Raw genomic sequence first — 14552 nt, 5'->3', positions numbered from 1 at the left:
CCTGGGGGCCGGGGGCCGCGAGGACGGTCCGGCGGCTTCCGCACCGCCCCTGCCGGTCCGCGGGGCCGAGGCGTCAGGCGGCGCCGCCGTCCGGTTCCGGGCCCGGCGGACGAACACCTCGTACAGGTCCTGCGTGGCCTGCGGTACGGAGTCCGCCTTTCGGCGCCGGAGTAGCAGCAGCACATGGCCGACCTCACCGGCGAACGGCCGGCAGGTGAACCGGCGAACGGCCGGCAGGTGAGGGTGCCGAGCCGCTGCGAGGGGGCGCCGACCACGCTGAAGTCCGGCCTCTTGCTGCGGCGGGCGCAGAACGATCACTGACGGCGCCGCGAGCGGTTCGTGCAGCCGGGGAAGTCGGCGCAGAATGGGAATGTGATCTTCCGAAGCGGCCGGGCAATCCCCTGGCGGGGGCGGACCGTATACAGGGGTGTGCCGAGCTTCCGGTTCCCCGCCGACCGTCTCCCCGACGAGGCTCTGCTGTCCGGTCTGGCCGCCGGTGATCCGGATCTGGCGGTCACCTTCGTACGGAGGTTCCAGCGCGCGGTCTTCGGTGTCGCCGTCGCCGTCACCGGAGATCGGCAACTTGCCGAGGACATCGCCCAGCAGACGTTCGAGCGTGCATGGCGTCATGCGCAGATCTACGACTCGCGCCGCGGGTCGGTGACGACCTGGCTGACGACCATCGCGCACAATCTCGCCATCGACGCCGTCCGTGCGCGGCGGACGCAGCCGGTGGCACCCGAGGACCTCGACGCGCTCCTCGACGCCGTGACCGATACCCCCGAGCAGTGGGCGCTGGCCGACGAGGCCTCGTCCCGGCTGCGGGCCGCCGTGGCGCAGCTGCCGCGGGAGCAGGGCCGTGCCCTGGTGATGGCGGGCATCTACGGAATGACGGCCCAGCAGATCGCCGACCGGGAGAAGATCCCGTTGGGCACCGCGAAGACCCGGATCAGGACAGCGATGGGCAAGCTGCGCACCACACTCGCCTCTCCGAATCGAGGGGACCATGGCCAGTGACATGACCTGCGAGGCGCTGCGGGAGATCGGCGCCGAGATGGCACTGGGCGTGCTGCCCGGCCGTGAGCGGGCGGTGGCGGTCGCGCATCTGGACCGGTGCGCGGCCTGTCGGGAGTACATCGAGCACATGACCCTGGTGGGCGACGGACTGATCGGGCTGGTGCCGGGCAGCGAGCCGCCGCTCGGGTTCGAGACCCGGGTGGCGCGCGGACTGCCCCAGGACGTGACGGCGCACGAGGGGGACCCCCACACGCGGGCGTCCGGCCCCGCGTACGAGGCGGCCCGCAGTCGCGCACGCCGTGTCCGGCTGCGGGTCGCATCCGCCGCGGCCCTGTTCGCGCTTGTGTTCGGATTCGTCGGCTGGGCGGTCGGCACCGCCATCGAGAGTGTCACGGCCCCGAGCTCCCCTGCGGTGGAGACCCAGACGCTCTTGATGGAGGGAGAGCTGACCTCGGCCTCGGGCCTCGGGCCGTCGGTCGGCGACGTCTACGCCCACCCCGGAGACCCGGGGAAACCGGGTTGGATCTACATGAGCGTCGACCTCGCCGCTGTCGGCACGCCCTACAGCGGCAAGGTCGTCTGCCTCCTGGAGCGCTCGGACGGCACCATGATCCGCGTGGGCACGTTCTCCCTGAGCAACGGACGTGGTGACTGGGGTGCGGCGGCCCCGGTCGACCCCGAGGCGCTCTCCGGCGCCCGTCTGACCACCTCCGACGGCACCGTCCTCGCCACCGGCCACTTCGAGACCGGCCCGAGCGCGTGACATCGGCGCCCCGCCACGACCTCAGGGGCAGGCGGTGCGGTGTCCCGGGCCGGGCAGCGTCGCGTCGAGTGCGGCGGCCAGATCGGCAACCGAGGGCCGGGACGACGGATCGGTCCGAAGGCAGCCGTCGATGGCCGCCGCGAGCCTTCCGGGCAGACGCCGCCGCGAGCCGATCGGCGGGGCGGTCCCTGCCGACTGCGGATACCAGTCGTCCCGGCCGCCCGTGACGCTGCCGCCGCAGGGCTCGTCCCTGTTCTCCCCAAGGGGAGAGACCTCGCGGGCAGCCCCGCGGCTGAACGGTGTGTCCCCGGCGGCGACCTCGTACAACGTGATGCCGATGCCCCACACGTCGGCGGCTGCCGACAGCGGTCCGCCGCGGGCCTGCTCGGGAGCGAGGTAGCGGAACGTGCCCACCCCCGCGGGCGCGGGCCCGGGCGGCCGCGCGATGCTCAGGTCGAACACCTTGACGTGACCGCGGTCCACCACCACGTTCGACGGCTTGAGGTCCAAGTGCAGCAGACCCTGACCGTGGAGGTAGTGGATCGCGGAACACAACTGCACCCCGAGCAGCGCCACGTCGGCGGCGGACGGCCGGCGCCGCAGCCGGTGGACGAGGTGGGACAGCGTTTCGCCGGTCAGCGTCTCCAGCACGACGAACGGCACCGGCGACTCGAACGTCTCGTACGCGCGGACCAGGTGCGGATGGGTGAAGGCTTCCAGCCACCGCCCCTCACGCAGCAACTGGTCGCGGAGCTGCTCCTGGTCCCGGCGGTCGGGGCGCACCGCCTTGATCACACAGCGGCAGTCCCGTTCGTCGCTCCAGACGTCGTAGACGTCGAGCCAGCCGCTGCGCGCCAGATGCGCCAGGACCTCGTAGCCCGGGACCGGTCTCGTGCCGGGTGCCAGCGGAGGCGCGGTCCGCGCCGCCGGGACGCTCACGGCAGCACCGTCCCCGGGGCCGAGGACCCGGCTGGGGCCGCACCGGCCAGGGTGCCCAGCCGGTGCAGCCGGGCGTATGTCCCGCCTCGCTCGAGCAGGTCGTCGTGGGTGCCGCACTCGACGATCCTGCCCTGGTCGAGAACCACGATCCGCGTGGCGTCCCGGACGGTCAGCAGGTTGTGGGAGATGACGACGGTCGTCCGCCCGGCCATGAGCCGGCGCAGCGGGTCCATGATCCGACGGCCGGACCGCACATCGAGGCCGGTGGTCGGTTCGTCGAGGAGGAGCACGGGCGCGTCCCTGATCATGGCGCGGGCGATCGCCAGGCGCTGGCGCTGCCCGCCGGAGAGCGTCCGGCCGCGCTGGCCGACCATCGTGTCGTAGCCCTCCGGGAGCAGCTCGATGAACTCGTGCGCGTCCGCGGCGCGCGCGGCCGCGACGATGTCCGCCTCCGTCGCCTCTGGCCGGCCGTAGGCGATGTTGTCCCGCACGGTGCCGTGGAAGACCAGCGTCTCCTGCCAAACCACCGCGACGCTCTCCCGCAGGTCGGACAGGCGCAGGTCCCGCAGATCCGTCCCGTCGAGGCGGACCGCGCCCTGGTCGGGGTCGTAGAAGCGCAGCTGCAGCTTCGCGACCGTCGACTTGCCTGCCCCGCTGGCCCCGACCAGCGCCAGCGTCTCTCCGGCTGCCGCGTGGAACGACACGTCCGACAGCGCCCAGGACGGCGTACCGGGATAGCGGAAGGAGACGTTGTCGAACTCCACGTCACCCCGCGCGCGGCCGATCCGACGGGCGCCGGCGGCCTCGACGACCTGCGGCCGCTGGTCCAGCAACTCGATGATCCGTTCGGCCGCGGCGGACGCCGCGTAGAAGGTGGTGCCGAGGTGGGACAGGCCGCGGACCGGACTGTAGAGGTTGCCGGCCAGCGCCAGGAAGACCAGCAGTTCGCCCAGCGTGAGCTGCCCCTGGGCCAGCTTCCAGGTGCCCAGGCTCATGACCGCGAGGACGCCGGACACCTCGATGACCTCGACGAGCGATCCGTAGACGGCGCGGATCCGCGTCGAGGCCATCGTGGCCCGGAACCTCCCGACGTTCTCACGCTCGAACCGGCGTTCCTCCCACCTCTGCCGGTTGTACGCCTGCACCAGGGCGACGTTGCCCAGCGACTCCTCGGCGATCGCGCTGATCGCACCGCTGCGGCGCCTGCGCTCCCGGGACGCTTCCTTGATCAGCCGCGAGAAGTGCCGGGCGGCGCCCCAGAACAGCGGCACGATGACCAGGGCGAGGAGGGTCAGATCCCACTGCAGATAGAACAGCAGACCGAGGAAGACACCCAGGCGGATCACGTAGTAGAGGGCGTCCGCCACTCCCGAGAGCAGGAACGTCTCGACCGCGTCGACATCGCCCGTCACCCGCGCCAACACGTCTCCGAGCCGCCGGCGTTCGAAGAACCCGAGCGACAGGCCCTGGACGTGCCGAAACGCATCGGAGCGAAGCGTCAGCAGGAAGCGTTCGCTGACCCGCGTGGACGTCACATCGTCGGCGAACCCCAGAATGCCGGAGCCGATGATGAGCCCCAGATAGCTCGGTGCGATCCACACAAGCGGTCCGACGTCGCGGGGAACGAGCACGTCGTCCACCACGATCTTGAAGAGCCAGATCTCCGTGGCGTCGAGGGCGGGGCCGATCAGGCTGAAGAGGACGAGGGGAGCGAACCAGCGCCGGCCGCCGCGGGTGTAGGGCCAGAACCGGCGGAACACCTCGCGCGGCGACACCGGGGGCGCGGCGGCCACCACATCGCAAGCCTCACCCACCGACAGCAGACGTCGCAGGACATGCACCATGGCATGCGTTCCTCGTGGAGGGACGGACGGCTCGTGGAGGGACGGACGGACGGAGCGGACCAGCACCCTCCGGTCCCCGGTCCGCTCAGCCTCCGCGGTGTGGTCACCAGCGTCCGTGTCCGTGGCGGTCGCCGCAGTCGTGCCCGTGACGGTCGCCGCGGCCGTGTCCGTGACGGTCGCCGTGGTCACGGCCGTGTCCGTGACCATGCCCCGAGGAGTCGTCGCGGCGCGACGTGTCATTGTCGCGGTCCCGGCGATGGGCAGGGATCAGATTGCTGAAGATTGCCATGACATTCCTCCTGGAACTCGCTGCACATGGGATACGTCTCAGGGCGGGACTTGGATGGCGTTCCGGGACAAGAGTTTGAAATGGGTTGCGTATCGGCCGAAGCCTGGACACGGTTCATCCCAGCCGTGCCGCGAGCCCTGAAAGGTGCTGACAGGGACTCTGTGTCCGGGAGGCGCGGAGCGGATGCGCGAACCGCCAGATGCCATCGGCCGGCGACCTGGAGGGCCTGCGGGGCGCCGCGGGTGGCACCTTCGGCGAAGAAGGGCGCCCGGTCACGGCAGACGATCTCGATGCCGGGCCGCTCGGCGAGCCAGGCCGCGAGCGTGTCCGCCTCCCTGTCGGGAAGGAGGTCGACCGGGCGACGTGTCTCGACGTCGACGAGCACGGTTCCGCAGACACGGCCCTTGCGCTGGGCGTACTCGTCCACGCCGACCACGCGGGGTACCGCGGTGGCGGGGTCCGGCAGCGAGGTGATCAGCCTCAACAGGGTGTTCCGGCTGACCGGAACCTTGAAGGCGTCCGTCATCCGGGCGCCGGCCCGGCCCGCGAGCGCAAGACCGACCGGCACCAGCGTCGACTGCAGCCGCTCGGTCCGTCGCCCGAACCTGCGGGTGAGACCGGGTACTTGCTCGGCGAAGGTCATGCGCTCGCGGGATTCCTCCTCGCAGACGAACCTCCGCACCCGCAACGACACCACGACGAACTTGCCCCCTGTCGGCAGGTCACGAGGAAATCGCAGGTAGGGAGCCGTGTGTTCGCCCCGACCAGCGCCCGCACCCCGGACAGGCCGCCCGTCCCGCGGTCGTGCGGGCCTCGACCCGGACGACCGTGTCGATCACCTCGACCGATTCCACCGACACGCCCTCGACCGAGGAAAACAGCAGCTCGTTCAACTGCGGCAGCACTTCGTTCAGGGCGAAGGACTGTCGGCCACACCACCATCCAGCCAGGCGATCTTCGGGCGAACTTTAGTGGTCGTAGGCGGTCGGCGCGCGCATGAACCTGCCTCCACTCATCAGGCCCCTTGGAATCGATCACCTAGGGAACCGGGAGGCGCTCTACCGGCGGACCGCCGAGATCAGCCCGCCGGGCCGCTCCTCGCGCTGCGGCGGGGTGCTGATCGGGCGGCCGTAGGCGGCAGCGCGCTCGCGCAGGGTGTGGCTGGCGGCCTCCCAGCCGCGCCCGGCCAGCCAGCCCACCGGATCGTCGGGCATCTCCGAGACCCACATGGACGCCGCCGATCCCGGCGCGGCGTCCGCGCCGAAGCGCTCGATGACGCCGCGCGAGCCCAATGTCAGTCCCATCCGACTGCCTGCCGCCGACTGCGCGCTGATCCGGGCCAGCAGCAGCTCCACCGCATCCTCGGGCAGATAGATCAGTAGTCCTTCGGCGATCCACGCGGTCGGCACGGCCGGGTCGTGCCCTGCGGCGGCCAGCGCGCCTGGCCAGTCCTCACGCAGATCCACCGCGACGGTGATCCGCTCGCAGCGCGCGACGGCCCGCTCCTGGCGAAGCACCGAAGCCTTGAAGTCCAGTGGGGCGGCGGTGTCGACCTCGAACAGCCGGGTGCCCTCGGGCCAGTCCATCCGGAAGGCCCGGCTGTCCATGCCGGCGCCGAGCAGCACGACCTGCCGGACCCCGGACGCGGAGGCCTGCCGCAACAGGTCGTCGAGGAACTTCGTCCTGATGACGATGGAGAACGACACGGCCAGCCGACGGCGTCGCGCGGCCTCGTCATCGGGCGGCGGCGAGGAGGGCCACAGGCCGCCGGCGGTGGCGAAGGCCCGTGCCAGTGGGTCACGGAACAGCGCGTTCTCCCGCTCGGTCTCCAGCGCCCGCACCCTGGCCACCCCCACCGCCGTGGCCCACACCCCCGACGGCTGCACCCGCTCCTGCTCATCAGTCACCGCGCCAGCCTAGCCTCGCGCTTTCGCGAGGTGGGGTGTCCGAGGCTTGATCAATAAGCGGAGAGTGCCCCTGACCTGCAACGATGTGACTTGTCTAGGGTCATGTCGCCGTAGGGAAAGAAGCACTCTCCAGGTGAAGAGGCGTATCGGGTCGTACCCGCGTGTCCGCATCGAGGGCGGCGGCCGGGCGGTGGTCTCGCAGGCCGGGGGCGTGCTGCTGGTCGAGACCGTCCGCAAGGCCGGTTTGGACACCGCGATATCCGCGGCGCTGACGCCGTGGCGGAAGCCGCGGGCGGTGCACGATCCGGGGAAGATTCTGCTGGACGTGGCCCTGGCGGTGGCGCTGGGCGGAGACTGCCTCGCGGATGTCGGCATGCTGCGGGCCGAGCCGGCCGTGTTCGGGCCGGACGGCATGCGGATCACCTGCTTCGCCACCAACACCGCTGACCGGCCGATCGCCGAACTCGAGCTCCGCCACCGCCTGCGGGCCCGGGCCGAGGACCGCATCCGGGCCGCCCGGGCCACCGGCCTGCGCAACCTGCCCCTGCACCACACCGCCCAGAACAAGGTCTGGCTGGAGATCGTCCAGATCGCTCTCGACCTGCTGGCCTGGATGCCCATGCTCGCCCTGACCGGCCAGGCCCGCCTTTTCGAGCCCCGCCGGCTGCGATTTCGTCTGTTCTCCGCGGCCGGGCAGCTCGTCACCACCGGTCGGCGCCGCATCCTCCGCCTCGCCCGCCACTGGCCCTGGACCCATGAAATCACCGGCGCCCTTGAACGGCTTGCGCTCCTGCCGAACCCCGGCTGAACAGCAGATTCGCCTGTCCCTACGAGAAGAGGATCCAGCCCGGAGCAGTGGAACCCGGCGCCCACCCGAGGCGACACTCGGGCCGTCGGAATGCCCGCCATCAGCCACCGAGAGCGAAACGGCCCACCGACTCCGTCGGCGGACCGTCATGCAAGATCGAGGCTAGAGGGATACACGGGGGCATGGTAGTTGTCGGTGCTGAGTCCGGTGCTGCAGAAACGCTTCGCTTTTCACCGATCTGCCCATTACGGATCAGGTGCTGCGCGTCGGTTGGACAATGATCGCTCGATATGCGAACAATGTAGTTACAGCTCATGCGGTTTCGGGCGATGCTGGCCAATTTCGGGCCTGCGGCTCGCGAAACACATGGTCACAGTCCGCTGGGGTTATTCGCCGGGGTCTTTGGCCGTTACGGTCACACGCCCTGCCATTCCGCATGACGGCCTGGGCTCGAATTCACCTGAACGAAATGGAGGAAACGTCATGCCTATTATCGACCCGAACAAGAAGGACGGGGGCACCAAACTCCCGGCGGGAGTAAGTCAGGGGCGAAAGTCTGTCCATCTGGAGGCGTACACCGGCAGGGGCAGCCTTATCGCAGGCAAGGGCCGCTTCCAGGCGAAAGGCAGGCTGACCACCACGGATGGTCAGCCCATCGCGGACGCCACGCTCGAATTCCACCTCAAGGGCGACAACACGCTCTACGACACGGTGGACACCGACCCCGACGGGTACGCCGAATACGACACGGCACAAACCACCGCGGACGTACAGGGCATCCTCATCGGGGGCTTGAGCGGGTACACCATTCACTTCGCCGGCAATCCGACCTTCAAAGCGGCTACGGCCGAGGGTGCTATCCACGTCACCGCGTAGCCGGCTGTCGCCCGCATTCCCAGCCTCACGCACAAAACATCCGTCGCGGCGAAGCACCGGGCCATCATGCCGACGTCGCCGACCGCGGGCGCGAGACCTTCCACGCCGTTGACTGACCGGGCAGTTCATCCTGCCCGGGACGACAGCTGGAGGCTTTCCCGCGACGCGGAAAGCCTCCAGGAGGACCCGGCCGCTGTCGGGAAGCCGGACCGCTGTGCAATCCAGACAGACCCGCCGACACCACTGGCGCCCCGGCTCCCCGCCACGCCAGCCGGCACTCCGCATCATGAGGAGAACAGGGTGAAGAAGCAAGCTCCCGCGGCTACGACCGCTTTGAGCGAACCGATCGAGAACTTCATCAAGGACGGCACCTTCCGCCACCCCGCTGCGTCGAACAAGCCGGGGGACGAGCCGTATCTGGAGATCTATGGCCCGGAGGAACTCGGGGCCTGGCAGGTCGAAGACGGAGGGCTGGCGCTGATCTGCTCCGCGTCGATGACCCGGTCGAATCACCAGGCCATCGACATCGGCGGCGCTGTCCTGACCCAGGACTTCGATCCCCCGAACGGCAGGAAGGTCGAGATCACCTGGATGCACAGCAAGAACACGGACCCGTCGTGCCACGGGACCCTGCAGTCCTACGGGGCCTACGTGCTGGACACCTCCAATGATGAGGTGGTCGCCGAGAAGCACCTCCAGCCCATCAGCACCGTCTTCACCCACATCCCGGCCGAGCAGAAGCTGACATTCACCGTCAACAGCGGGGCCTCCTACGCCCTCCGCTTCGAGGGTGAGACCGGCACCACCGGCGGCGCCATGATCTACCAGGTCGTGGGCCAGGCAGCCACCGAGTACTGAGGAGCTGCCGTGCCGACCGCGAGCCGCCCCGACGCGCGGCGAGGAAAGGCACGGCGCTCAACCACGGCACATCCAGCACACGATGTGCTGCGTCACCGCCTGCTCGTGGTGTCCGCCCGCCAGCGCCGGGACCCCGAGCGACCGGAGCAACCCACTGAACCCTCGGTCAGTAACCCGCGTATCTCTCGTGGCTGCGGCTTCGTCAACCGTAGGACGTTCCTCAGGGTCGATGGGCACCGAGTGCGAGGCCGGCCTCGATGGCCATGGCTGTGAAGGCGATCGTGTCGCTTCCCCGGCGCCCCATGGCACCGTCATAGGCGGATGGCGCGCCGGCGGACTCGCGAACCCGCAGGGTCTCGATGATGATCGGGTGCTGGCGGGACTCGAAGACGGTCAGGGCATACCGGCCCGCGCCGCTCTTGGAGGTGAGGGATCCCGTCGGGAACACGGGAGCAGGTAATGCAGGCGGCTGACGCCGAGCACACCCCACTCCACAGCGCCAGGCTCGTCCGCCTCATCCGGGCTCATGACCAGCGCCTCGTGCCAGCCCGGACCAGTAGCCCGACAGGTTGCCCTGGATGAACGCGCGCAGAGCGGCGTCATCGGACCACACCTCGGACTCGCTGATGACCGAGCCGCGGACCGTCACACCGTGACGGACGAGTTCGTGCCAGGTGACCGGGTCGATGCCGAACCGCCCAGCCGCCTTGATCTCACATGCTGGACGACAGCGACCGCGGCCTCATCCACGCCCTGCGCATCGACGGGCGGGCGCCGTTCAGCGCGATCGCCGATGTCCTCGGCGTCTCGGCGCAGACGGTCTCCCGCCGCTACAGGCGGTAATGCGCAGACGCTGCGCTGCGGGTGGTGGGCCTGGCCGAGCCGCAGCGCAGCGACCGCACCCAGTGGCTGCTGCGGCTGACCACGGGCCGCGCGCCGCCCAGGACCTTGCCGACGCGCTGGCCCGCCGTGCCGACACATCCTGGGTCAAGCTCGCCTCGGGCGGCACCGAGATCGTCGCCATCGTGCACACCTCGACCGCCGACGGGCCCGCCGGACACGCGCTGTTGCTGCACGACATCCCGCGCACGGCCGGCATCACCGCCGTCTCCGCACATTGCGTGCTGCACACCTACCTCGGTGGGCCCACCGCCTGGTCCGGCCATGAACAAGCCCTCGACGCCACGCAGCGGCGCCGCCTGCGCACCGCCCTAGCTGAGGCGGCAGCTGTCACCGCCGTCTCTGGGGCGCGGGCGGCCTTTACCGATGCCGATTCCGACCTGATCCCTGCCCTCCAGCGCGACGGTCGGGCGAGCCTGAGCAGCCTTGCCGCAGCCACCGGCTGGTCGCCCGCCACCGTCGCGCGTCGGCTGGAGCAACTGCGGGCCGACGGCCGGCTCTTCTTCGATGTCGAACTCGACTCCACCCTGCTGGGCGTCAACACACAGGCGCTCCTGTGGATGGCCGTCGCCCCCGCCCGCCTCGACCAGGTCGCCCGTAGCCTGGCCCGGCACCCCGAGCTGGCCTACGTGGCCGCCGTCACCGGCCCCCACAATCTCACCGCCCACGCCTTGTGCCCCGACCCAGCGGCGCTGCACCGCTACCTCACCGAACGCCTGGGCACGCTGAAGGCGATCCGCACCCTGGAGAGCGCACCCGTGCTGCGCACGCTCAAGATGGCCGGACCGCTCCCGACCACCGGCAAGCCGCTCATGCGCCGCCGCTAGCTCGTGCCATACCACGCGCGGGTGGCGTGGGAGCCGCCCCATGGCGGCGGAGGCGTCCAGCCCATGCCCGACGACATCCCCGACCGCCAGGCCGACGCGCGCTCCGGACAGCGATATCACGTCGTACCAGTCGCCACCGACCCTGGCAGGCGAACGCCGCCCTGCACCGCATGGTGTTCACTCGGCTGCGCCACGACCCGCGCACCCAGGCGTACTACGAACGCCGCGCTCGTTGATCACCATGCCGACCGAGTAGGACAGCCGGCGTCCGCGCTGGGCGAGCCAGGCCACGAACCCATGGGTGCCACCACCGGAGTCGCAGCGGATCAGCGTCCGCCGCCCTCGCCGGTACTTCCCCGGCGGTTGAGCGAGAGCGAGGCGGGTGGCGGTGATGTGGTCGGCGGCCGTGTTCGAGCCCGCGTTGCCTGGGCGGAGGAGAGCCGCGACGGGTTCTCCGGTTCCTCCGGTTCGTAGTCGACGAACCCCGTGAGCGGGTGGTGGCCGTAGGTCTTCTTCCAAGAGGACTTCGAGGGCGTGGGATCCGACGTGGAGGATCTGTTCGACGTAGCCGTCCTGGAGGCGGGTGCCGGCCAGTACCGACAGCCGGATGCCGACGGCGCGGGTGAAGCGGCCGGAGGGCATGGCGTCGGCCTGTTCGTTACAGGTGATCGCTGCCCGTGGCTGTCCGAGGTCGCGGTGGATCTCGGTGGCGTCGGTGGCGAGCCGGGCGTGGGTGAAGTACGTCAGCCGGTCGGGGTCGTGGCTGTCGGGGCGGATCGAGCCGAGCAGGTCCTCCGAGCGGGCGAGTGCGGTACTGGCGGCCCTGGCGTCGTCGCTTGCGCGGCCGGGCGCGTGCTTCGGCGAGTTCGGTGCAGGCCAGCTTCAGACGGTGGCGCCGCCACCGCAAGTGCGCGACCTTGCGGGCCCGGGAGCAGAACAGCTTGTCGCTGCGGACCGTGCCCGGGTCCTGTCCGCCGTACGGCGGCGCTTGAGTTCGCCCATAGGCGAATACCTAGCGTCGATTCCATGACAGAAGACAACCTCAATGGTCGGCTTCGGATCGCCGTGGTGATCGGAAGCGTCCGTAAGCCCAGACTGGCCGATCCTCTCGCCGCGTGGTTGGAGCGCGAACTCACCGCGGTCAACTGGCTCGACCTCGACATGATCGACCTTGCCTCGGCCTCGCTGCCGATGCACGAGATGCAGCCGGGCGGGGCAACTGCGTCCCCGATCGCTGCTCGGCTGGCGGACGCCGACGGATTCGTGTTTCTCACACCGGAGTACAACCACAGCTTCCCCGCGCCGGTGAAGAACGCGATCGATTGGCACTTCACCGAGTGGGCGTACAAGCCGGTCGCGTTCGTCGGATACGGCGGATCCGGCGGCATCAGGGCCATCGAGCAGTTGCGGACGGTCTTCCCGGAACTGCGCGCCACCACCGTCCGGGAGTCGGTGCTGCTGCCGATGGCGTGGGAATACCTCGACGCCGACGGCCGTTTCGTTCCTCCACCGGGTACGGTGCAGGCGCTGCACGCGGCGATGAACGAATTGCGCACCTGGGCGCGGGCGTTGCGCTCCCTTCGACTCGCAGATCGGGCCGGTGGGGAATGAACAAGCTGACAGGACCGGAACTGCGCGCCGCGATCGTGCTGGCGTTCGGCGGATTGATGGCGGTGCTGGACGCCACGATCGTCGCGGTGGCGCTGCCTCATCTGATGGCGACGTTCGGTGCGTCGTTGACCTCCGTCCAATGGATCATCACCGCGTACACGCTCGGCATGGTCGCAACGATGCCGCTGGCTGCCGGTCTTGCCGCGCGCTGGGGCGCACGGCGCGTGTACCTGGGGGCGCTGGTCGGTTTCGCGTTCGCCTCCGCTGCCGCCGGGGCGTCCGGCAGCCTGGGATGGCTGATCGCCGCGCGAGCGGCACAGGGTCTCGGCGGGGGCCTGATGACGCCCCTCGGGATGGCGATCGGGTTCGGCACGGTCGCGCCCGAACGCCGCGGTCGGATGATAGCGGTCACCGGCCTGCCGATGCTGATCGGACCGATCCTGGGCCCGGTACTCGGCGCGTTGCTCCTGGGCACCGGGTTGTGGCGGCCGTTGTTCTTCATCACGGTGCCGCTGGCGCTGCTCGGCGGTGTCGGCACGCTGGCCTGGCTGCCAGTCGATACCGCACACCGACGGCGGGTCCGGCTCGACCTGTTCGGAGCGATGCTGCTGGTTCCGGGCATTGTCGCGGTGGCCTACGGCATCAGCGCCCAGGACGGCCCGGCCTGGGTCCGGATCGCCACGGCTGCCATCGGCCCGGTGCTGGTCGCGGTCTTCTCAGCTCGGGCACTGACCCATCCTGAACCGCTGTTACGCATCGGCCTTCTGCGGAATCCGAGGTTCGGCCAGGGCGCCGCAGTCCTTGGCCTGTATGCGGCCCCCTACTTCGGCACCGTCGTGCTGACGCCTGCCTACGTGCAGATCCTGCGCTCGGACAGCGCATCGGTCACGGCGGCGTTGATGGTTCCCGGTGCGGTCGGCATGGGCATCAGCCTGCAGCTCGCTGCCCGAGGCATGGAACGGCTTGGTCCCCGGCTGATCGTCGGCACCGGGCTCGGCCTCGCGATCGGCTCCGGCCTTGTCCAGGCGATCATTCTCCGGCCCGACACTCCCTACCTGATGCTCGGACTGCTCGGGCTCCTCCAAGGAGCGGGCACCGGCGCGATCATGATGCCGACGATGTCCAGTTCCAGCCGCGATCTCAACGGCCCCGACCTGGCCTCGGCCTCCGCGCTCCTGTCCCTGGTGACCACGATCGCGAACGGAATGGGCACAGTAGCGGTCAGCGCGCTGTTCACCGTGCTGACCGCCGCGATGACCGGTGGCGGGTCGCTCTCGGCTCTGGCCGGCGAAGGAGCGGCGGCCAGCGCCGCCGACGCGGACACCATCGTGGATTCCCAGCGGTTGACCCACGTGGCGGCCCTCATCGTGATGTCACTTGCCCTGGTCGTGCGTCTGCGCTCTCCACGCCGCGCCCCCGTGATACTGGACCGGCAGGATTCATCGGCGAACGCGGGGCATACACCATGACCACCACCGAGCACCCCGGCGAAGCGAACCATGCCTCACTCACGGTCGGGCAGGTAGCCAGGGCCGCGGGGATCACGGCCAACGCCGTCCGCTTCTACGAGCGCTACGGTGTGATCAGCGGTTACCGCAACAGCGGCAACGCCCGCCGCTTCACCGTCGACGCGATCTGCCGGATCAAACTTGCACTCGCCGCACAACGCGTGGGAATCACCCTCAAGGAGAGCGCCGACATCCTCGCCGGTGTCCCGCCCCTCTCACCCGATCTCAACCAGTGGGCTGCTGCGGGGGAGGAACTCGTCCGGATCGGCCGCGCCCGCATCAGCCAGCTTCAAGCGACTGTGAACGAACTGGACACCCTCGATTTCCTGAGGTCGGACCTCTCAAAAGGCCAGCCCCAAGCCCAAGCTCGCTGACGATGGACATGGACACGCCGATCGCTCGCCG

The 14552-nt window shown here is 70.0% G+C and carries 17 protein-coding genes and 2 pseudogenes; 11 read left to right on the top strand and 8 right to left on the bottom strand.

The genetic code is table 11. From position 1 onward, the window contains the following. Nucleotides 1–183: 183 nt before the first annotated feature. From ACFV9M_RS26415 to ACFV9M_RS26405, 3 genes are all read left to right on the top strand, one after another. Nucleotides 184–321, top strand: coding sequence for a hypothetical protein (locus ACFV9M_RS26415; RefSeq protein ID WP_385071163.1), 138 nt, complete (start codon nt 184–186; stop codon nt 319–321). Between the two features lie 108 nt (nt 322–429). Continuing rightward, nucleotides 430–1017, top strand: a complete 588-nt coding sequence (locus tag ACFV9M_RS26410) for an RNA polymerase sigma factor (protein WP_385071161.1) — start codon at nt 430–432, stop codon at nt 1015–1017. Then, complete coding sequence (locus ACFV9M_RS26405; protein WP_385071158.1) at nt 1007–1780, top strand: hypothetical protein; 774 nt, start codon at nt 1007–1009, stop codon at nt 1778–1780. Before ACFV9M_RS26410 ends, ACFV9M_RS26405 begins: the two co-directional genes overlap by 11 nt. A 21-nt stretch (nt 1781–1801) precedes the next feature. Here ACFV9M_RS26405 and ACFV9M_RS26400 read toward each other — a convergent pair whose 3' ends face one another. From ACFV9M_RS26400 to ACFV9M_RS26380, 5 genes are all read right to left on the bottom strand, one after another. Further along, nucleotides 1802–2719, bottom strand: coding sequence for a serine/threonine-protein kinase (locus ACFV9M_RS26400; protein ID WP_385071155.1), 918 nt, complete (start codon nt 2717–2719; stop codon nt 1802–1804). Beyond that, nucleotides 2716–4563, bottom strand: coding sequence for an ABC transporter ATP-binding protein (locus ACFV9M_RS26395; RefSeq protein ID WP_385071152.1), 1848 nt, complete (start codon nt 4561–4563; stop codon nt 2716–2718). Before ACFV9M_RS26395 ends, ACFV9M_RS26400 begins: the two co-directional genes overlap by 4 nt. A 236-nt stretch (nt 4564–4799) precedes the next feature. Continuing rightward, nucleotides 4800–5495 (bottom strand): transposase, encoded by a 696-nt coding sequence (locus ACFV9M_RS26390; RefSeq protein WP_385071149.1) that lies wholly within the window; start codon nt 5493–5495, stop codon nt 4800–4802. A 79-nt stretch (nt 5496–5574) separates the two neighbouring features. Beyond that, nucleotides 5575–5745, bottom strand: coding sequence for a hypothetical protein (locus ACFV9M_RS26385; protein WP_385071147.1), 171 nt, complete (start codon nt 5743–5745; stop codon nt 5575–5577). Nucleotides 5746–5910: 165 nt separating this feature from the next. Then, on the bottom strand, nt 5911–6723 hold the full coding sequence (locus ACFV9M_RS26380) for a class I SAM-dependent methyltransferase (protein ID WP_385071207.1): 813 nt from the start codon (nt 6721–6723) through the stop codon (nt 5911–5913). A gap of 169 nt (nt 6724–6892) precedes the next feature. On the opposite strand from ACFV9M_RS26380, the gene ACFV9M_RS26375 reads away from it, so the two are divergent. The 3 genes from ACFV9M_RS26375 (at nt 6893) to ACFV9M_RS26365 (ending at nt 9301) form a co-directional block, all read left to right on the top strand. Then, nucleotides 6893–7567 (top strand): transposase, encoded by a 675-nt coding sequence (locus ACFV9M_RS26375; RefSeq protein WP_385071144.1) that lies wholly within the window; start codon nt 6893–6895, stop codon nt 7565–7567. Between the two features lie 483 nt (nt 7568–8050). Beyond that, nucleotides 8051–8443, top strand: coding sequence for a hypothetical protein (locus tag ACFV9M_RS26370; RefSeq protein ID WP_385071141.1), 393 nt, complete (start codon nt 8051–8053; stop codon nt 8441–8443). 300 nt (nt 8444–8743) lie between these two features. Then, nucleotides 8744–9301, top strand: coding sequence for a hypothetical protein (locus ACFV9M_RS26365; protein WP_385071139.1), 558 nt, complete (start codon nt 8744–8746; stop codon nt 9299–9301). 220 nt (nt 9302–9521) lie between these two features. Here the strand turns inward: ACFV9M_RS26365 and ACFV9M_RS26360 are convergent, their stop codons facing one another. Further along, nucleotides 9522–9749 (bottom strand): hypothetical protein, encoded by a 228-nt coding sequence (locus ACFV9M_RS26360; protein ID WP_385071137.1) that lies wholly within the window; start codon nt 9747–9749, stop codon nt 9522–9524. Between the two features lie 269 nt (nt 9750–10018). On the opposite strand from ACFV9M_RS26360, the gene ACFV9M_RS26355 reads away from it, so the two are divergent. After that, the gene (locus tag ACFV9M_RS26355) at nt 10019–10144 is read left to right on the top strand and encodes an AsnC family transcriptional regulator (RefSeq protein ID WP_385071136.1); all 126 of its coding nucleotides are present in this window, start codon (nt 10019–10021) and stop codon (nt 10142–10144) included. A 62-nt stretch (nt 10145–10206) separates the two neighbouring features. Then, complete coding sequence (locus ACFV9M_RS26350) at nt 10207–11028, top strand: Lrp/AsnC family transcriptional regulator (protein WP_385071133.1); 822 nt, start codon at nt 10207–10209, stop codon at nt 11026–11028. A gap of 30 nt (nt 11029–11058) precedes the next feature. Here ACFV9M_RS26350 and ACFV9M_RS26345 read toward each other — a convergent pair. Together ACFV9M_RS26345 and ACFV9M_RS26340 are read right to left on the bottom strand one after the other, a co-directional pair. Then, nucleotides 11059–11181: pseudogene (locus tag ACFV9M_RS26345) on the bottom strand (protein phosphatase); the annotation flags it as partial. 27 nt (nt 11182–11208) lie between these two features. Further along, nucleotides 11209–11573: pseudogene (locus ACFV9M_RS26340) on the bottom strand (transposase); the annotation flags it as partial. Between the two features lie 481 nt (nt 11574–12054). Between ACFV9M_RS26340 and ACFV9M_RS26335 the strand changes: the two are divergent. Genes ACFV9M_RS26335 through ACFV9M_RS26325 form a run of 3 tightly spaced genes read left to right on the top strand, consistent with a single transcriptional unit; the run spans nt 12055 to nt 14521 of the window. Then, nucleotides 12055–12639 carry an NADPH-dependent FMN reductase gene (locus ACFV9M_RS26335; protein ID WP_385071131.1) on the top strand — a complete coding sequence of 195 codons (585 nt, stop codon included), beginning with the start codon at nt 12055–12057 and terminating at the stop codon, nt 12637–12639. Further along, entirely contained in the window at nt 12636–14108 is a 1473-nt protein-coding gene (locus ACFV9M_RS26330; protein ID WP_385071128.1) for a DHA2 family efflux MFS transporter permease subunit, read from the top strand. The genes ACFV9M_RS26335 and ACFV9M_RS26330 overlap by 4 nt, the downstream gene beginning before the upstream one ends. Continuing rightward, nucleotides 14105–14521: a MerR family transcriptional regulator gene (locus ACFV9M_RS26325; protein ID WP_385071125.1), complete on the top strand. Its 417-nt coding sequence runs from the start codon at nt 14105–14107 to the stop codon at nt 14519–14521. The genes ACFV9M_RS26330 and ACFV9M_RS26325 overlap by 4 nt, the downstream gene beginning before the upstream one ends. Nucleotides 14522–14552: the final 31 nt, after the last annotated feature.

This window comes from Streptomyces sp. NPDC059895 (genome assembly GCF_042731035.1).
Lineage (GTDB): Bacteria > Actinomycetota > Actinomycetes > Streptomycetales > Streptomycetaceae > Streptomyces.
This window is presented reverse-complemented; position numbering and strand designations above follow the sequence as displayed.